This is a genomic window from Flavobacteriales bacterium, assembly GCA_016124845.1.
Lineage (GTDB): Bacteria > Bacteroidota > Bacteroidia > UBA10329 > UBA10329 > UBA10329.
This window is the reverse complement of record WGMW01000042.1, coordinates 39,608-54,999: the sequence shown is the minus strand read 5'-3', so window position 1 is coordinate 54,999 and position 15,392 is coordinate 39,608. Positions and strand designations below refer to the sequence as shown.

Genomic DNA, 15,392 nt, shown 5'->3' with positions numbered 1-15,392 from the left:
TTTGCTTTGACCTGTTCATACTCCTTTATCAGAAAACGGAACTTCTCCAGGTAGTTCCGTTGAAGGGTCATGTCATTGGTGTTTATTCGCATAACAGAAACCTAAAGTTTTGTTACCGAATTAGTTGACTTTTACAATTGCTACGGATGGTTACGTTTCTGTGGATCGCGAAGCCATTGATTTTATCCGCAACAACTTGGGCGAGGCCAATTTCTTCTCGTTCGGAATAGGCAGCAGCGTCAACCGCTTTTTGATCGAAGGCATGGCGCAGGCAGGAAAAGGCGAACCGTTTGTACTCACGAGCCAACAGGAGGCCAAAAAAGGTGCGAAAAAGTTCCGAACGTACATTGAATCGCCTGTACTCACAGACATCAAGATCGAACTGGACGGCTTTGAGGCGTACGATGTAGAGCCGATGAACGTGCCTGATGTGTTTGCTGAGCGTCCTGTCATCGTGTTCGGCAAATACAAAGGATCGCCTTATGGCAAATTGAAGATCACAGGAACAGGCGGTCAGGGAAAGTACGTGAAGGAAATGCCGCTTGAACCCGCTTTCGCATCTGCTGACAATGAGGCGTTGAAATATCTCTGGGCACGGAAACGTATTCAGTTGTTGGATGATTTTGCCCAGTTCGGCAGAACAGAAGAGGCTAAAAAGGAAGTAACCGCACTGGGATTGAAGTACAATCTGCTGACGCAGTACACGTCATTTATTGCCATCGATTCTGAGATCCGCAACAAGGGCGGAAAGCAATCTACGGTTGTGCAGCCATTGCCGTTGCCAGAAGGTGTTTCGGATAGGGCTGTCGGTTATGCGGTTGGCGCAAATAGCATGTACAAGTCGATGAACGTTGCTGCGGCAGAGGATGTAAGCATGGCCATGGAGGCGAAGCGAGAAGAAGCTGAACTGTCTGCAATTGAAGCGTCAGCCAGGAAGCAAAGCGAGCAACAAGCTCAAATCCTCGCGCGTCAAAAAGCAGATTCAAGCATCATTTTCAGCAAGCCTGAAAAACTGGCCGAGTTTGTTGGCGGTAGCACAGCCATGGATCAGTTCATTCGCAAACATCTTGGCCTGACCGATGAGGAGATCGCCAAATGGAAGCAACTTTCCATTACGGTTGAGCTGGTGGTGAAACAGGATGGTTCCATCACGGATGTTCAGATCCATGGTTGCAACGACCGGCAACTGAAACAACGGATCCTGAAGGTGTTTGAGAAAATGCCAAGATGGAAACCTGCGGAAATATCGGGTTTGAAAGTGAACTCGAAGGTCACAATTCCGATTAAGATCGGATGAGATGGGAGCAAGGCCCGACCATTTGGTCGGGCCTTCGTTTTTAAAGCATATTGATCTCCTTCTCGCTCACCGCATGAACGAAGAGGATGTTTCCCAACCCATCGTAACCTTCAAATGTCTCGGCACCTTTACGCTTCATGGTCTCACCACGGAAACCAATAAGGATGAGGTCAGCCTCCTTCGAACGTTCGCACACAATATCGCGGAAGTTGTGGTTCTCTTCCTGCACAATAATGTTGATGTTCTTGGATGAGATGGGCAAGCGGCCGCTGGTGGTCAGATCCATCAGGTATTGCTTCTGTTCCTCCATGCGTTCTTCGCGTACAATGGCGTTGATGCTGATCTCGCATTCGGCCCATTCTGGGTGGCCGAGAATGATGTAGCCCAAGAGGATCATCAGGTTCGCATTCTCGAAATCGGTTGGCGTGATCCAAATGTGCATTTGGCTGTGATAGCCGAAGCCTTTTTCGGTGCTGCCGAGGATCACCGTGTCGAAATTCACCGAACGGATGAGGGAGTAGTTCTCTACGATCTGGTCAAGGTCCTGCGGATGGCTGCGCGCAAATTCGAACATCAGCATGTTATTGTCTTTGCCCGAAATGCCCGGAAGTTGAATGACCTGCGCAATGGCCGAAGTGGAGGATGGGCTGATGAGCGTATCGAGGTAAACATTGCTGCTCGAATGCTCTGCCATCTTTATCAGACGTTGCAACGCCACTTTAGCCTCTTTATGGGTCTTTTTGGAGAGATAACCTTCAATTAGGTGGATGAATGTTCCGAATCCGTATTTGTGCGAGATCCATCGAAGCATGTCGAAGGCGGCAAAGCGTTCGAATGAATGGCTGGTGATGCACACCACGCTTGGGCGCCAATGGTCGCTGTCATCGCCTGTGTCCGATTTCTGAAGGAATACCTGTAAACGTCTGCTCAACTGAAAGATCACACCTTGGAAGACCTTGGCCATCTGCGTTTTCTGCGGACTTAGGAACGTTACTCCGAAATAGATCAAGAGCATGATGCTGAGCGAAGCAATCGCATAAGGCGTGTTGATCTTGAACATGAGCCAAACGCTCAGCACTGCGCCAAGCAAAGAAAGGTACCAACGCGAGCGGAACGTAGGTCGGTAAGATGGATCTGCCGCGAAGTGTTCCAAGAAAGAAATGAGGCAGATGGCACCGTAGGTGACCATGAAGAACATGGTGATGATCTCGGCCACAAAATCCACCGAACCGACTGCTACGAATAACAAGGCAAGTCCCGTGGTGATGAGAGAACCGTTGATCGGTTCGTTGCCTTTCTCGGTTCCTTTGGCCAGCCAGCTGTTCACCGCATCCGAAGGAAAAATGCGGTCGTTGCCAATGGCTTGTAACGTACGTGGTGCGATAATGGCCGAACCCAACGCAGACGAAAGCGTACTTGCTGCCAACCCTATTGGGATGATCGGCCCCCAAAGCGCGATCTTCTCCATGATCATCATATCACTTCCCAGATCTTCTGGCGAAGCCGAAATGAAGAGTTTGTAGGCCACGCCCATGTAGATGACGCCTCCAACGATAGTGGCCACAATGGTTCCTCTCGGAATGGCCACTTTCGGGTCTTTCAGGTCGCCTGAGAGTCCGATGCCTGCTGCAATGCCCGTGAACGCTGGGAAACAGATGGCGAACACTTGAAAGAAATCATCCGAATTGGAAATGGTGTCTGTGAGCGAACTGGAACTCGCCACATATCCCGTAGAACCCATGAAGAACATGGCCAAAGAGGCCGTCAGCAGGATAATGACCAGATACAGCAGTTTGATGCCAATATCTGCGCCTTTGTAAAGCATCAGTCCACAAAGGATAACGGCTGTAGGAATACTGACCGCCTGTGTGTAAAGGATGCGGTAACCGAGCATTTCCGCCCATTGGTTAATGTACGGCATGAATGCTTCGGTGAAAGCCACCACGTAGAAGGCAATGCTGATGGCCTGACTCAGATACAGTGCAATACCGATGGCCGCACCGATGTTCAACCCGAACGAGCGTGAGATGATATGGTACAGGCCGCCACCTTCCACCTTTTGGTTGGTGGCAATTTCGGACACCGCCAACGCTGTTGGCACCGTTACCAAGTGTGCAATAAGCACCAAAGCAAATGTTCCCAGCAGACTGACGTTGGCAACCGAATACCCGAAACGTAGGAAAAGGATGGCGCCCAAAATGGTGGCAATGGAAGTGAGGAACACGGGCATGGTTCCCAACTGCAGCGAATTGTTCTCGAGCTTGCTTGCCATTCTGAGGTGCCAAGGTAAGAAAACCTTAATCCTGCAAAGCCTCACGAATAATAGCTTTGCGTGATGCGTTATCTCATACTGTCTATTCTACTCTTCAGCCTCAGCGGCTGTGCCTATTACTTCGGAAACAGTTGGCAGAACAGTTACAGGAAAATCCCACCAACGGAGTTTCCGACTTATAGCGAGCATTCGCAGCGCATCTCAGATGAAGCATTGAAGAATCATCCGTTGGTACTGCACTTTGCGGAGCAGGATCTTATCGATCCTTCGCAGAAAGCCAAGACAAGCTCTCCGAGAACATTGCTGGCCAAACTTGTTGCAGGTCGGGACATCAAAGAAGTGAATGAGTTTCTGTTGAATTCCGTTCCGTGGGGAAACAGCGGAACCAGCGGCTTTCTCAATCCGAACGGGGACTACGATTTCACAACCATCCTACTTTCGGCCATTCTGTTCCGATTTGAGAAAGATACCGCTACACTTTGGCCTAAAACGGCCGATTACATTGCCGATAATCTATTGATTGAAGAAGGAGGGAGGCCGCATACCAAAACGCCTCATACCATGCACATCATGAAGGATACGGAGAACCACATCCTCATGACCAATATCTCGCAATACCTCAAAAACCAATGGTTGCACGAACACGGAAATGATGCCCCAGAATTCGATAACAGGCAGAATGGCATGGAGCAGTTTCTGCTCGATAACTTGGAGGAATTACAACTGACAGGGCCGTATGAGTTCAACGCCAAGCCGTACGAGGGTTACACCATCAGTGCGTTGCTGGTGTTGTATTCGTATGCCCATTCGCAAGAGCTGAAAGCCAAGGCTGCGGAAACGCTTGATGAATGGGTTTGGGAATATCTACAGACCAGTTCCGATTTCCGAAAGAGTTCCCCGTTCAGAAGAAGGATGGAACGGGCCGAAAAGACATCCTTGGTGGATAATGCCAGCAGCAGCATGATCAAGACCTGGTTCTTGGAAAAAGAGAAAGGAGCATTCGATGTGGATGCGATTCCAGAGAACCTGCATCAGGCATTCTCGGCATTGGTGTTCGATTACAGACCGCCATCCGAAATTTGGAAAAAGGATGATTCGGAGCGGCTATTGCTCATCGGTCACGGAAAGGGAAGCAGCCCAGAGATACACAGCCGAGGTAACGGTTTTCTGCTTTCTGCGGGAGGATTCCAACGCGGAGAAGCATCGCAGATCGTAGCGCGGCCCATTGTGTTGATGTTGGATGACGGTGCCACGGATATTGACAGTTGCTTTTACATCAAAGGCAAGGGTAAATGGCAGCATTGGAACAACACGGGTGTGTATCATCGGTTTGCCGTTGGGAGAAGTACCGTACATGTTCCGCCACAGTACCAAGCGGTTGATTCTATTGGTGATTGGAAACTGTTCCGCCCAAGCGAAAAACTCACCGTGGTCACCTATTCAGAAGAAGACTTCGGACTTATTTACCTACCGACAGAAAGCGTGGATCTGCGGCAGCTGGAAGCGCAAACCCCACAGCTTTCAGAAGGTGTTTTCAAAAGTTCTCGCACGGAAATTCTTTTCGATACGAAAGCGCCCAAAGGAAAATGGGTGATCACCGAAGTGAATGGAAAATCCGTTGACAGAAAAGCGGATGGGTGGAAGCGGGTTTCACCAGATCCAAACGTGTAATTCATATCATGAAAAGAAGCAGACTCCGATTTTTGTGACTGAAAGACGGTTCTCGACAAAACTTAATACCTTCCCTATCTTCACGCCCCAAACCATCAAGTAATGACGGGAGATATTGAAGTAATGAGCCCTGCGGGGTCGTTCGATTCGCTGATGGCGGCCATACAGGGCGGTGCCGATTCGGTGTATTTCGGAATTGAACAATTGAACATGCGAGCCCGTGCGGCCAACAATTTCGTGTTCGAGGATCTGGAGAAGATCGTGGAGATCTGCGAACCGAAGGGTGTGAAGACCTATCTGACGTTGAACACGATTATTTATGACCACGACCTGTCGCTGATGAAGCGGATAGTGGATGGCGTGAAGAAAGCTGGCGTAACGGCCATCATTGCTTCCGATCAGGCCGTGATCAACTATTCGTTCAAGCAAGGAGTGGAGGTGCACATCAGTACCCAGACCAATGTGACGAACCTCGAAACGGTTGAGTTCTTCTCGAACTTTGCAGATGTAATGGTCACTTCGCGTGAGCTGAGCCTGAAGCAGGTGAAGGACATCGTGAAAGGCATTGAGCGCAATCAGGTGACCGGGCCGAGCGGGGAGTTGGTGCGTATTGAGATCTTCGCACATGGCGCGCTTTGCATGGCCGTTTCGGGTAAGTGCTATTTGAGTCTGCATACCAATAACTCATCAGCCAACCGTGGGGCGTGCGTGCAGAACTGCCGCAGAACCTACACCGTGACCGATGAGGAAGGAAACCAGTTGGAGATCGATAATGAATACATCATGTCACCAAAAGATCTTTGTACAATCGGATTCTTGGATCAGGTGATCGATGCAGGAGTAAAGGTGCTGAAGATCGAAGGTCGCGGACGTGCTCCCGAGTACGTGAAGGAAGTGACCAAGTGCTACAAGGAAGCGGTTGAGTCCATTCAGGATGGAACCTACACCAAAGAGAAGATTGAAGGCTGGAACGAGCGTTTGGCCACCGTTTACAACCGTGGTTTCTGGGATGGCTATTACCTCGGTCGTGAGTTGGGCGAGTGGAGCCCAGGCCATGGGTCGCAGGCCACCACCAAGAAGAAATACATCGGTAAGGGCGTTAAGTACTTCCCAAAGATCAATGTGGCGGAATTCAAGATGGAATCACACTCACTGAAGGTGGGAGACAAGATCATCGTCACTGGTCCAACAACAGGTGTGGTGGAGAAGATCATCGAAGAACTGCGCGTGGACGACAAGAGCGTGGATGTGGTGGAAAAGGGCGTAAGTTTCTCCATTGCCATTGATGAGATTATTCGCCCATCCGATAAACTCTACCGCGTAGAAACCCCCTAAGTCCCCCAAAGGGGGATTCATTGCAGACGGTTAGGTCAAAGCGTAATTGCGGCTTGCCCTGAGCGAAGTCGAAGAGAACGAAACAATCTGAATGGAAGGAACACGGATAGGATGATTAGAATTACCCAACAGCGAGACAAATGCATCGGTTGCAACTACTGCGTGGAGGCGGCCTTGCATCGCTGGCGCATGAGCAAGAAGGACGGTAAGTGTACGCTTATCGGTTCCAAGGAAAAGCGCGGTTTCCATTCGGTAATTGTGGGCGATGACGAGTATGACGAGAACGTGCATGCCGCCAATCTCTGCCCCGTGAAGATCATAAAGGTGGAGCAGTTGTAGCAACGAGTTAAGGGTCTCGAGTTTCCAGCATTTGCTAATTCCTCCATTTTCTCATTGAACAGGGATTGGTATGTTTGTTGTAAATCTGGCTCGAACATTAAAATCAAATACCCAATGAAACCACACATCAGTACATTTTTGATGGCAGCAGCCATTATGGTAACATCAGGCCAAGCCATTGCCCAAAAAGACAAAAAAGACGACCCGAAACACACCAATTACTTCCAAGATGTGGAAGAGGCCATTGAGACCAAAGAGTTCGTGGTGGAACTCAGCAATGGGGTCTCCCGCATGGATTTCCTGAAGTTCAAGGCCAAGTTCACCAACAACACCAACGACTTTCTAATGGTGGATCCTTCCAAACTTCTTATTACTGTTGATGGAAAAGAGATGCATCCGAATGAGAAGAGCTTTATTCTTGACCCGAACGATAACAAGAGCAAGACCATTGACCTGAAAGATGGCGCCAATTTTCATGTGGATGAATTTGAAGTGGCGCTGGATGGCTTCTCAGTAATTCCGATTAGCGATGGTAAAGAAGTTCAGATGCCCGATTTTCAACTTCCGGCATCAACCAATTCTGTTGAATCCGGGAATTTCGAGGTGAACCTGAAGAACCTGAAGCAAGAGACCAAGGAGACCTGGGCAAAATTTGAGATCACGTACAAGGGTAATGACTACGGAATTGTGGATCCAAGCCGCATTTCGGTAGTTACAGAAGGTGGCGACAAGTTTGCCAATGACGACCGTAAATCGAAAAACATCCTGTTGGAAAAGGGCGACAGCAAAACTGTAAATGCCGTTTTTCATATTCCAGCCAAGGTTGTGGACATGCAGTTTGCGAAGCTGATGGTACAATGGAATGACGCGATGGTAGAGACCAAGGCCAAGCCGTTGGATGTGGATGAAAACGCCACATTCATGCTGGATGAAGCACTCACTGCAGAAAAGAACAAGTAATTCTACTTACATATTGATGAAGATCCCGCCCAAAACTTTGGACGGGATCTTTAGTTTTACCCAAAACCTTATCATGAAACAACTGCTTTCCGGTCTCTTCTTCTTCATTCCTTTTCATGTGCTTTTGGCGCAACCGCATGAGATTCATTATGAAAAAGTAGATGAGATAGAAACCGATGAAGTGCGGATTTTGATCTATGATCAGCATTCACAGAAAACATTCACTCAGTTTACTGCACGTATCTACAACAAGACCAATGATTTCATCCTTATTCATCGCGAGGATGTGAAATTCATCTTCAACTGGGGTGAAAAGCACATGATGGAATCGGTCATGTTCATTGAGCCGAAGGGAGACATTACTCGCATTTTCAAAGTGAACGGAGGCGAAGATTACTGGCAGGACAAGTTGCGTATAGAGTTTGGAGAATTTTTCCGAGTGAACAAGCAGGGAACAAGTACCGATGCCAATAATTTTCCGATTCCCCCACAGACGAAAAGCCTGATGGACGGACCGTTTTCCATTACCGCATTAAAGTGGAATCCGAGTTCGAAGGAGGCATTTGCAGAATATAAGATCCGTTACCGTGGCGAGGGTTTGGGCATTATTTCACCCAATGAGATAAGGATCAAACTTTCCAGCGGAACCACGGTAGATAATCAGGAAACGGTGAACGAGCCTCTCTACGTCACCCCCAATAAGATGGGGATCGTCCGTGTTCTACATAAGTTCGGAAAAGGAGAGGCAAATGCCAAGGATGGCTTTGAGGTCGTTTTTTCTGAAGCGCTACGTGAGTCAACAACGGAATCGTTCAAGGTTCCGGGTGTTGATTTCATTAAAAGGTAATTTAACCCTCAACTGCTGCCTTGGCAGCACGCTTTTCTTCTCGTTTTCTGCGGATCTTGTTCCTGTCGTACACGTTAAACACGCGTGAGATGTTGAAGCCGATATGAAGGTCGCCTTTGGTGATGTCTCCGTTCGTTTCGGTGAATATCATCTTTTCAATGATGCCGCGTGAGTTGGTTACGTGTATCTGAAACACGTGCCCCCCCGTTTCAATGTTCACACCCAAGGCAAACGAATCGCGCACCTTCTGTCCACCAATGGTAGAGCTTATCTGTCCTGGAATGATCCAGTTGTATTCGGCATTGATGGAAACGCTGCGCGAAACCTTTACACGACCACCCGCACCAATGGCGAACACATCGTTCTTGTCGGCCTTGGTGGCAACCATGTTCCGGTGAACCATCGTTGGCGTCAACTGAAAGGAAAGTCTCTCTGAGAACTTCCTTGCGATCATCACCTGAAACGTGTAGTACAACCTTGAGGTGAAGTAGTTCTTACGGTTCTGGTCGGGCCATTGCTGGCTTTTGATGGCCATGCTGGCAAACAGCGTCATAGTAATTGGCATTTTTCGCTTGCCCGTACTCTGCTTCAGTACGCGGTATTTCAGAAATCCATCATAGGTCTTTTCGTAGGAACTGCGGCCAAAGCCGATATTCAGGTTGTCGGTAATACCATATTCCAATCCTAATCGAATGGTGGCGTTGTCCAGCCCGAAGAATTCCTTGGCGCTTCCGTTAACTCTGCCGAAACGGTGACCGATCATGAAGTTCAGCACACCTTCCTTATTGGTCTCTACGCTCTGACCGATCACAAGCCGCGTGGTCTTGAATGTAGCCTCGGTATAGTTGGTGGTTTCTTCCTTGGGTGGTTCCACGTCATTCAACACATCCATCAGGTCTTCATCCTGAGCGATGGCGGGCAATGAAAGAACTAAGAAGAGAAGGGGTAGAAGTTTACTTTTTGTAAGGTTCATAGGTGGCGTCAACGGTGATCTTAACTTCTTCTGCAATGTTGTCTTTTACTACTCCGGGAATTTCGATGTCATAGTCGGCCAATTTCAACATGAACTCGGCTTTCCCCATCAATTTTCCGCCCTTAACGGTAAAGATGCCATTGGTCTTGATCTCTTTATCCACACCATGCAGGTTCATCGTTCCGGATACACTTGCAGGATATTCACCGTCCTTGCTCATGTCAATGGGCTTTTCAGGTTTGAATGTTCCTTTGAACTGCGCCTTCGGAAACTTGTCCGATTCGGCATATTTCTCGTTGAAATGCTCTTCCATCAACGCCTTATCGAACTCGAACGATTTCATCAGTACGCTGAACACCATTTCATTTTTTTCAATATCCACCACGGTTGTTACCTGATGATTGGTGGCCTCGATCTTTTCCATCGGAGTGTCTGAAAAGAAGCTTATGTTGCCCGAACGTGTGAAATATTTCTGTGCAAAGCTGCCTGTGGCGGCACACATGGCAACCGCCAATATGAATATTGTCTTTATCATTCTTGAGATTGTTTAGTTGTTCGGAGCTCCATTCAAGATCCATGCCTGCATTTGGCTAATTTGACAACTGGTGAGTCCACCGCCTGGAGGCATGTCCTGCGCAACTACCACACGCTGCATCATAGAACCATTGTCGACCTTGGCCTTCACTTCAGAATAGTTCTCGAAAATGCCGTTGCCTGTGCCTCCTGCCATATGGCAGCCACCGCTTACGCAGTTACCCTGGATCATTGGCATAATATCGTTTGCGAAGGTTACCGCAGAGGTATCGCAGGTGTTGTTCTGATTGTAGTATTCGTAAACTTGCTCTTCATTGTCGTAGTAGCATGACGAGAGCAACACCATGCTTATCAGGAAAACGCCATAAAGGCCCTTGTGGTTTTTCTTCATCAGTTGTTCTGAGCTCCTTCGTTTATCCAATTTCTGATCGTACCGATCTTACAGTCATCCAACTTGTTTCCGCCAAGTGGCATGGCGTTGTATCCGTTCTGATGGGTAATGTCACCGATAAGAAATCCATTATTTACATAGGTCATTAGATTCGAGTATGGTTCTAAGGCCACGCCTCCACCAGAATTTGGTGCTGAGGTTGATGAATGACAACCGAAACAGTACAATTCCAAGATAGGAACGACACTTCCCGAATACGAAACGCTTGTGCTATCGCAGGTCGTCTCGGTACAACTGTTGTTTGCGGCTCCCTGCAGAATCCAGTTATATATGGCATCCTTCTGATCCTGCGTGAGCACTACGCCCGAACCGATAGGAGGCATGTGGTTTTCTCCTCCAGCATTCAATGAGTGATAAGCACTACTTGTCTGCGGATCACCGGCATGTATATGTCCAGTACTCATAATGTGCAGGTAATCGGTCAGTATTACACCTTCTCTTGCCGAAATGGCATCATGACAGGTGCTCATAGCGCATGATGATGTGAAAATGGGTAGTACGTCATTCACAAAATAGACCGTGTCCGGATCGCACCCTAGGCTTGTCGTAACGGTATCATCGGGGCTGGGATTGAAACTGGTGGGTACCCATGGATCATGCTTACACGAACTTGTAAAAACAAATAATGCGAGCAGAAGAACGATAGAGGCTGTGGATTTTTTCATTCTAATTCAGAGTTGGTGCAAAATAAACGAAATGGAATTCTTATTTGAATACGGATACGGCTTTTAAGGAAATCTTATGGTTGAAGCAAGTTGCACGAAAGGTTCAAGGAGTTTTCTTCAACGTGGCATCGGTTATGACCACGTCCATCAATTTACCTGTACATCTTCCTTTTACGCACACTTCTTTTCCCTCTTGGAGGTCTTCGCTTGAGAATGTCGTTTTAAAGGTGGAATGAATACCACCGATCATGGCATTGGAAGCTTCAAGTACCGCAAAAGGCTGACCGGCATCATTCGTTCCGGTCTCGATAACGGTTCCGGTTACTTCAATGGTAGCATCAAGATATTTGGCGTTTGCAGCATTCTCATCTGCTTCGTACTCATCGAAGAGTTGGTCGGCCGTAACCGTGAAAGCAGGTTTCTCATTGGCCACATCGCGATGTGGTTTATTGTAAACGAAGTAAACTGCCACACCGGCAACCAATGCACCGGCAAGAATCAGAATGAGGATTTTTTTCATGGTTCAGCGTTGTCTGACAAATGTCAACATCCGAACGGAGAAAACGGAAAGGTGTTGCCTTAAGATTCAGTAAATGTTGTCCACAAAACGACAACCATCAAGTATTCTCCTGAATTACATGAATTCGCTAAGCTCATTCTTTCGGGCAGGTTCGAATGCCAAATGGCACGTACAACGGACAAAAGCTAACGAATGCCGTAAGCAGAAAAACTACGCCTAATACGAGCAACGCAATGCCCAATGCACCCGAAACTGTTCCTGCAAAATAAAGGGCTGCAAATACCACGGCTAAAACCACTCGGATCACTCTGTCGGCCATTCCCATATTCTTTTTCATAGCAATTTGATTTAAAGTTTGCCACAAGATTACCCGACCTGAACACGGTCTTGGGTGATGTCCGTCATCTTGCTGAATGACTTTCGTTCAAGCCTACATTAAGTTGACACTGATCAACTTGGTTGTGTAACTCTGGTTACGCACCGTGCAGAATCCGCTACCGTCCTTTGTGGCAACAATTAGAAAATCATGGGACTATTATCAACACTTTTTGGAGCAAACAAGACGAACGAGAAGGTATCGGAAATGCTGAAGAACGGGGCATTGATCGTGGATGTGCGTACGCCTGAGGAATATAAGGCAGGTCACATCAAAGAATCAGTGAACATTCCGTTGAATCTCATTCCGAATAAGGTGAACGAACTGAAGCGTAAAAACAAGCCAATAATCACTTGTTGCCGATCTGGCGCAAGAAGCGGAATGGCTGCGGATCTACTGCGAAAAGCAGGCGTGGAAGTAGAGAATGGTGGGCCTTGGAATAGTGTGAAGGCGATGATGTAGAAGGTTTCTTGGTTGATGGTTATGGCCCACCTTGAACTGCCCCGAAAAGCGACAGCTTTTCGGGGCTTTCTTTTTTGCCAATGGCAGATTTGGGATTCGATTATCTCCTTAGTTCTTCAAGGTACTCGTATTGGGCACGACTTAATTCCCAATCATCAATGACTTTCCAGATCAATTTGTAGCCTTCTTCGTCCAAACGAAAATTGACTTCATAAAGGTTTTCAAGGAAACTCTCAATACCTAGTTGGGATTCATTGACCTCAACAAATTCCCGCGTGTCTTTCACAAACCTTTTGATTAATTCAGGTTCTGATTGGTCAAATCCGATTACTACTCTTGGAGGTAAATTCTCTGATACCTTTTGTAAATAGTCTACCAAATCGTCCAAACTATTGCGATTTCGACCGAAAACCGTCCTAAACATTTGAGTGTCCATACTTCGAAGCTGCGGGTTTTTACCCAAATCGTTTCTCCAGCTCATCTAAACCAAGTGTGATGAGCGTTGGTTTTCCGTTTGGGGCAGAGTAGGGAAGGTCGCAGGCGAAAAGCTCATCTATCAACTGTGTCATTTCTTCCTGTTGAAGAATCTTTCCGTACGGAATGGCGGCTTTGCGCGCCATGGCCTGCGCCAGTTTTTCCTGCCGTTTGCTGGTGGTAAGGCTGCCCGATTCGTTGTATTCATCCAACAGTTCATCGATCACATCTTTCACCGTATTCTCATCGATGTATGTGGCCAATCCCTGTATAATGAACGTGTTCTTCCCGAACGGTTCAATGTCTATTCCAAGTAATTTTACTTCATCCAAAATGGAAGTGAGCGTTTTGGTGTCCGCACTGCTCAGCTCGATGTTTATCGGGAAAAGCTGTTGCTGTTTCGGGGCCTGATGCAACGCCAAACTGCGGATGATCTGTTCGTAGATGATGCGTTCGTGCGCCCGTTTCTGGTCGATGATGATGGCACCCGAACGGATGCTGGAAAGAATGTACCGACCATGGATCTGCACAGGTTTCTTCTCCACTTCCTCACCAACCGACATGCGGCTTTGCACCGTGGTCGTTTCAGGTTGCGGCTGAATCGACTGCTCGGAAAGTCCTTCGTAGAGTTTCTGCCAATCGTCATCCGATGGCGATTGCCAACCTTCTGTCCGGGTTTTGACCATGGCGGCCGAATGCGCGCCTTTGGTACTTACCGAACCAGAATGTTTAATGGGCAGTTCGGGTTGGAACATCCGAACATCCTTTGGCGGTGGTGGAAAGTTGATGCTCATCTCCTGATCGAAATCGAGCGTAGGAGCAATATTGTACTTGCCCAGCGACTGCCGCACAGCCGAACGCAAAATGGCATAGATCGACTTCTCATCCTCAAACTTGATCTCCGTTTTGGTCGGGTGGATGTTGATGTCGATAAAGGACGGATCCACCGTAAAGAAGATGAAATACGCTGGGTGCATTTTCTCTTCAAGGAGTTCATCGTAAGCCGAGGCAATGGCGTGATTCAGGTACGAACTACGAATGAAACGGTCGTTCACAAAGAAGAACTGTTCACCCCGCTTTCTGCGTGCGAATTCGGGTTTACCAATAAATCCTTCCAGTTTTGCAATGCTCGTCTCCTCCGAAATAGGAACCAATTTCTCATTGAAATTCTTGCCAAAAAGTTCCACAATTCGCTGGCGCAACTTTCCTGGTTTCAGATTGAAGATCTCATCACCGTTCTGGAAGAGGCTCATTTCCACCGAAGTATGCGCCAATGCCACACGCATGAACTCATCCATGATGTGTCGCGCTTCGATTTGGTCCGATTTTAGGAAATTTCTTCGTGCAGGAACGTTGAAGAACAGGTTCTTGATCATCAGATTCGTGCCAACGGGCGTCTGACACGCTTCCTGTTTCTGGATCTTGGAACCCGCAATGTTTATCTGAATTCCGATCGGATTGTCTTCCGTTCGGGTACGCATTTCCACCTGCGCCACAGCCGCAATGGAAGCCATCGCCTCACCTCGGAATCCTTTGGTCTTAATGGCGAAAAGCTGTTCAGCCGATTCAATCTTGGAAGTGGCATGACGCTCGAAACACATCCGTGCATCGTTCTCGGTCATGCCTTTGCCGTTGTCGATTACTTGGATGAGCGTTTTTCCCGCGTCCTCAATAACGAGTTGAATCTTAGTTGAACCTGCATCGATGGAATTCTCCAGTAGTTCTTTTACCGCAGAAGCAGGGCGCTGAATGACCTCACCAGCGGCTATCTGGTTGGCAACGGAATCAGGAAGTAAGCGGATAATGTCTCCCATTCAGCCTCCTTCAACCTATATTGAAGAACAACCAAACGAGAACTCCCAAAGCCGCCAGAATGGTCAGCAGGCGAAGACCTTGGGCCGCGCTTTGACTTTGTCGCTGCTTACGTGCGCTGGCCGACCATTTGTCGCTCAACTTGCCACGAAGTCGCTCAGCCCGATGCTCGTCAGCCACCTTGCCCGAGCGCTGCTCCTCAACCAGTTGCTCCAGTTCCTTCTTGCGCTCCTTCTGCTCATCATAGATCATCGGCTTATAGTCGAAGCTGCGATGCTTCGGTGTCTTGAACATGGATGGAATTCCGGAACTCATGCCTCAAAGTTATTGGATCTGACAGGAAAGTGTGAATAATTAACAGGTTTAACGCAATTCCAAGGCACTTTATTTGTTCACCTTCGAAC

General features: G+C 47.9%; 17 protein-coding genes. 7 read left to right on the top strand and 10 right to left on the bottom strand.

The annotated features are described in order from the left end of the window. The first annotated feature begins 124 nt into the window (after positions 1–124). Positions 125–1,297 (top strand): hypothetical protein, encoded by a 1,173-nt coding sequence (locus tag GC178_15325; GenBank protein MBI1288938.1) that lies wholly within the window; start codon positions 125–127, stop codon positions 1,295–1,297. A 40-nt stretch (positions 1,298–1,337) separates the two neighbouring features. Here the strand turns inward: GC178_15325 and GC178_15320 are convergent, their stop codons facing one another. Further along, entirely contained in the window at positions 1,338–3,569 is a 2,232-nt protein-coding gene (locus tag GC178_15320; protein MBI1288937.1) for an amino acid permease, read from the bottom strand. A gap of 63 nt (positions 3,570–3,632) precedes the next feature. On the opposite strand from GC178_15320, the gene GC178_15315 reads away from it, so the two are divergent. The 5 genes from GC178_15315 to GC178_15295 all read left to right on the top strand — a co-directional run bounded on the left by GC178_15315 (position 3,633) and on the right by GC178_15295 (position 8,721). Then, positions 3,633–5,240 carry a hypothetical protein gene (locus GC178_15315; protein MBI1288936.1) on the top strand — a complete coding sequence of 536 codons (1,608 nt, stop codon included), beginning with the start codon at positions 3,633–3,635 and terminating at the stop codon, positions 5,238–5,240. 102 nt (positions 5,241–5,342) lie between these two features. After that, positions 5,343–6,575 carry a U32 family peptidase gene (locus GC178_15310; GenBank protein MBI1288935.1) on the top strand — a complete coding sequence of 411 codons (1,233 nt, stop codon included), beginning with the start codon at positions 5,343–5,345 and terminating at the stop codon, positions 6,573–6,575. A gap of 111 nt (positions 6,576–6,686) precedes the next feature. Continuing rightward, positions 6,687–6,914, top strand: a complete 228-nt coding sequence (locus tag GC178_15305; GenBank protein MBI1288934.1) for a ferredoxin — start codon at positions 6,687–6,689, stop codon at positions 6,912–6,914. Between the two features lie 114 nt (positions 6,915–7,028). Then, the gene (locus GC178_15300; protein ID MBI1288933.1) at positions 7,029–7,874 is read left to right on the top strand and encodes a hypothetical protein; all 846 of its coding nucleotides are present in this window, start codon (positions 7,029–7,031) and stop codon (positions 7,872–7,874) included. A 73-nt stretch (positions 7,875–7,947) separates the two neighbouring features. Next, positions 7,948–8,721, top strand: coding sequence for a hypothetical protein (locus GC178_15295; protein ID MBI1288932.1), 774 nt, complete (start codon positions 7,948–7,950; stop codon positions 8,719–8,721). A 1-nt stretch (position 8,722) separates the two neighbouring features. Here the strand turns inward: GC178_15295 and GC178_15290 are convergent, their stop codons facing one another. The 6 genes from GC178_15290 to GC178_15265 all read right to left on the bottom strand — a co-directional run bounded on the left by GC178_15290 (position 8,723) and on the right by GC178_15265 (position 12,201). Next, positions 8,723–9,694, bottom strand: a complete 972-nt coding sequence (locus tag GC178_15290) for a hypothetical protein (protein MBI1288931.1) — start codon at positions 9,692–9,694, stop codon at positions 8,723–8,725. Next, positions 9,675–10,229 carry a YceI family protein gene (locus GC178_15285; protein MBI1288930.1) on the bottom strand — a complete coding sequence of 185 codons (555 nt, stop codon included), beginning with the start codon at positions 10,227–10,229 and terminating at the stop codon, positions 9,675–9,677. Before GC178_15285 ends, GC178_15290 begins: the two co-directional genes overlap by 20 nt. A gap of 12 nt (positions 10,230–10,241) precedes the next feature. Then, on the bottom strand, positions 10,242–10,619 hold the full coding sequence (locus GC178_15280; protein MBI1288929.1) for a hypothetical protein: 378 nt from the start codon (positions 10,617–10,619) through the stop codon (positions 10,242–10,244). Continuing rightward, the gene (locus GC178_15275) at positions 10,619–11,149 is read right to left on the bottom strand and encodes a hypothetical protein (GenBank protein ID MBI1288928.1); all 531 of its coding nucleotides are present in this window, start codon (positions 11,147–11,149) and stop codon (positions 10,619–10,621) included. Before GC178_15275 ends, GC178_15280 begins: the two co-directional genes overlap by 1 nt. 298 nt (positions 11,150–11,447) lie before the next feature. Beyond that, entirely contained in the window at positions 11,448–11,864 is a 417-nt protein-coding gene (locus GC178_15270; protein MBI1288927.1) for a hypothetical protein, read from the bottom strand. Positions 11,865–11,997: 133 nt separating this feature from the next. Then, entirely contained in the window at positions 11,998–12,201 is a 204-nt protein-coding gene (locus GC178_15265; GenBank protein ID MBI1288926.1) for a DUF2892 domain-containing protein, read from the bottom strand. Positions 12,202–12,390: 189 nt separating this feature from the next. On the opposite strand from GC178_15265, the gene GC178_15260 reads away from it, so the two are divergent. Further along, positions 12,391–12,702 (top strand): rhodanese-like domain-containing protein, encoded by a 312-nt coding sequence (locus tag GC178_15260; GenBank protein ID MBI1288925.1) that lies wholly within the window; start codon positions 12,391–12,393, stop codon positions 12,700–12,702. Between the two features lie 100 nt (positions 12,703–12,802). Here the strand turns inward: GC178_15260 and GC178_15255 are convergent, their stop codons facing one another. Genes GC178_15255 through GC178_15245 form a run of 3 tightly spaced genes read right to left on the bottom strand, consistent with a single transcriptional unit; the run spans position 12,803 to position 15,303 of the window. Further along, positions 12,803–13,183, bottom strand: coding sequence for a hypothetical protein (locus GC178_15255; protein ID MBI1288924.1), 381 nt, complete (start codon positions 13,181–13,183; stop codon positions 12,803–12,805). Then, on the bottom strand, positions 13,158–14,990 hold the full coding sequence (gene mutL / locus GC178_15250; protein ID MBI1288923.1) for a DNA mismatch repair endonuclease MutL: 1,833 nt from the start codon (positions 14,988–14,990) through the stop codon (positions 13,158–13,160). Before mutL ends, GC178_15255 begins: the two co-directional genes overlap by 26 nt. 10 nt (positions 14,991–15,000) lie before the next feature. Beyond that, positions 15,001–15,303, bottom strand: a complete 303-nt coding sequence (locus GC178_15245) for a hypothetical protein (protein MBI1288922.1) — start codon at positions 15,301–15,303, stop codon at positions 15,001–15,003. Between the last annotated feature and the right edge of the window lie 89 nt (positions 15,304–15,392).

Excerpts from the sequence above, each read along its gene's own strand:
- GC178_15320 (MBI1288937.1), bottom strand. The coding sequence starts at position 3,569 with ATGGCAAGCAAGCTCGAGAACAATTCGCTGCAGTTGGGAACCATGCCC.
- GC178_15315 (MBI1288936.1), top strand. The coding sequence starts at position 3,633 with ATGCGTTATCTCATACTGTCTATTCTACTCTTCAGCCTCAGCGGCTGT.
- GC178_15310 (MBI1288935.1), top strand. The coding sequence starts at position 5,343 with ATGACGGGAGATATTGAAGTAATGAGCCCTGCGGGGTCGTTCGATTCG.
- GC178_15305 (MBI1288934.1), top strand. The coding sequence starts at position 6,687 with ATGATTAGAATTACCCAACAGCGAGACAAATGCATCGGTTGCAACTAC.
- GC178_15300 (MBI1288933.1), top strand. The coding sequence starts at position 7,029 with ATGAAACCACACATCAGTACATTTTTGATGGCAGCAGCCATTATGGTA.
- GC178_15295 (MBI1288932.1), top strand. The coding sequence starts at position 7,948 with ATGAAACAACTGCTTTCCGGTCTCTTCTTCTTCATTCCTTTTCATGTG.
- GC178_15290 (MBI1288931.1), bottom strand. The coding sequence starts at position 9,694 with ATGAACCTTACAAAAAGTAAACTTCTACCCCTTCTCTTCTTAGTTCTT.
- GC178_15285 (MBI1288930.1), bottom strand. The coding sequence starts at position 10,229 with ATGATAAAGACAATATTCATATTGGCGGTTGCCATGTGTGCCGCCACA.
- GC178_15280 (MBI1288929.1), bottom strand. The coding sequence starts at position 10,619 with ATGAAGAAAAACCACAAGGGCCTTTATGGCGTTTTCCTGATAAGCATG.
- GC178_15275 (MBI1288928.1), bottom strand. The coding sequence starts at position 11,149 with ATGAGCACCTGTCATGATGCCATTTCGGCAAGAGAAGGTGTAATACTG.
- GC178_15270 (MBI1288927.1), bottom strand. The coding sequence starts at position 11,864 with ATGAAAAAAATCCTCATTCTGATTCTTGCCGGTGCATTGGTTGCCGGT.
- GC178_15265 (MBI1288926.1), bottom strand. The coding sequence starts at position 12,201 with ATGAAAAAGAATATGGGAATGGCCGACAGAGTGATCCGAGTGGTTTTA.
- GC178_15260 (MBI1288925.1), top strand. The coding sequence starts at position 12,391 with ATGGGACTATTATCAACACTTTTTGGAGCAAACAAGACGAACGAGAAG.
- GC178_15255 (MBI1288924.1), bottom strand. The coding sequence starts at position 13,183 with ATGAGCTGGAGAAACGATTTGGGTAAAAACCCGCAGCTTCGAAGTATG.
- mutL (MBI1288923.1), bottom strand. The coding sequence starts at position 14,990 with ATGGGAGACATTATCCGCTTACTTCCTGATTCCGTTGCCAACCAGATA.
- GC178_15245 (MBI1288922.1), bottom strand. The coding sequence starts at position 15,303 with ATGAGTTCCGGAATTCCATCCATGTTCAAGACACCGAAGCATCGCAGC.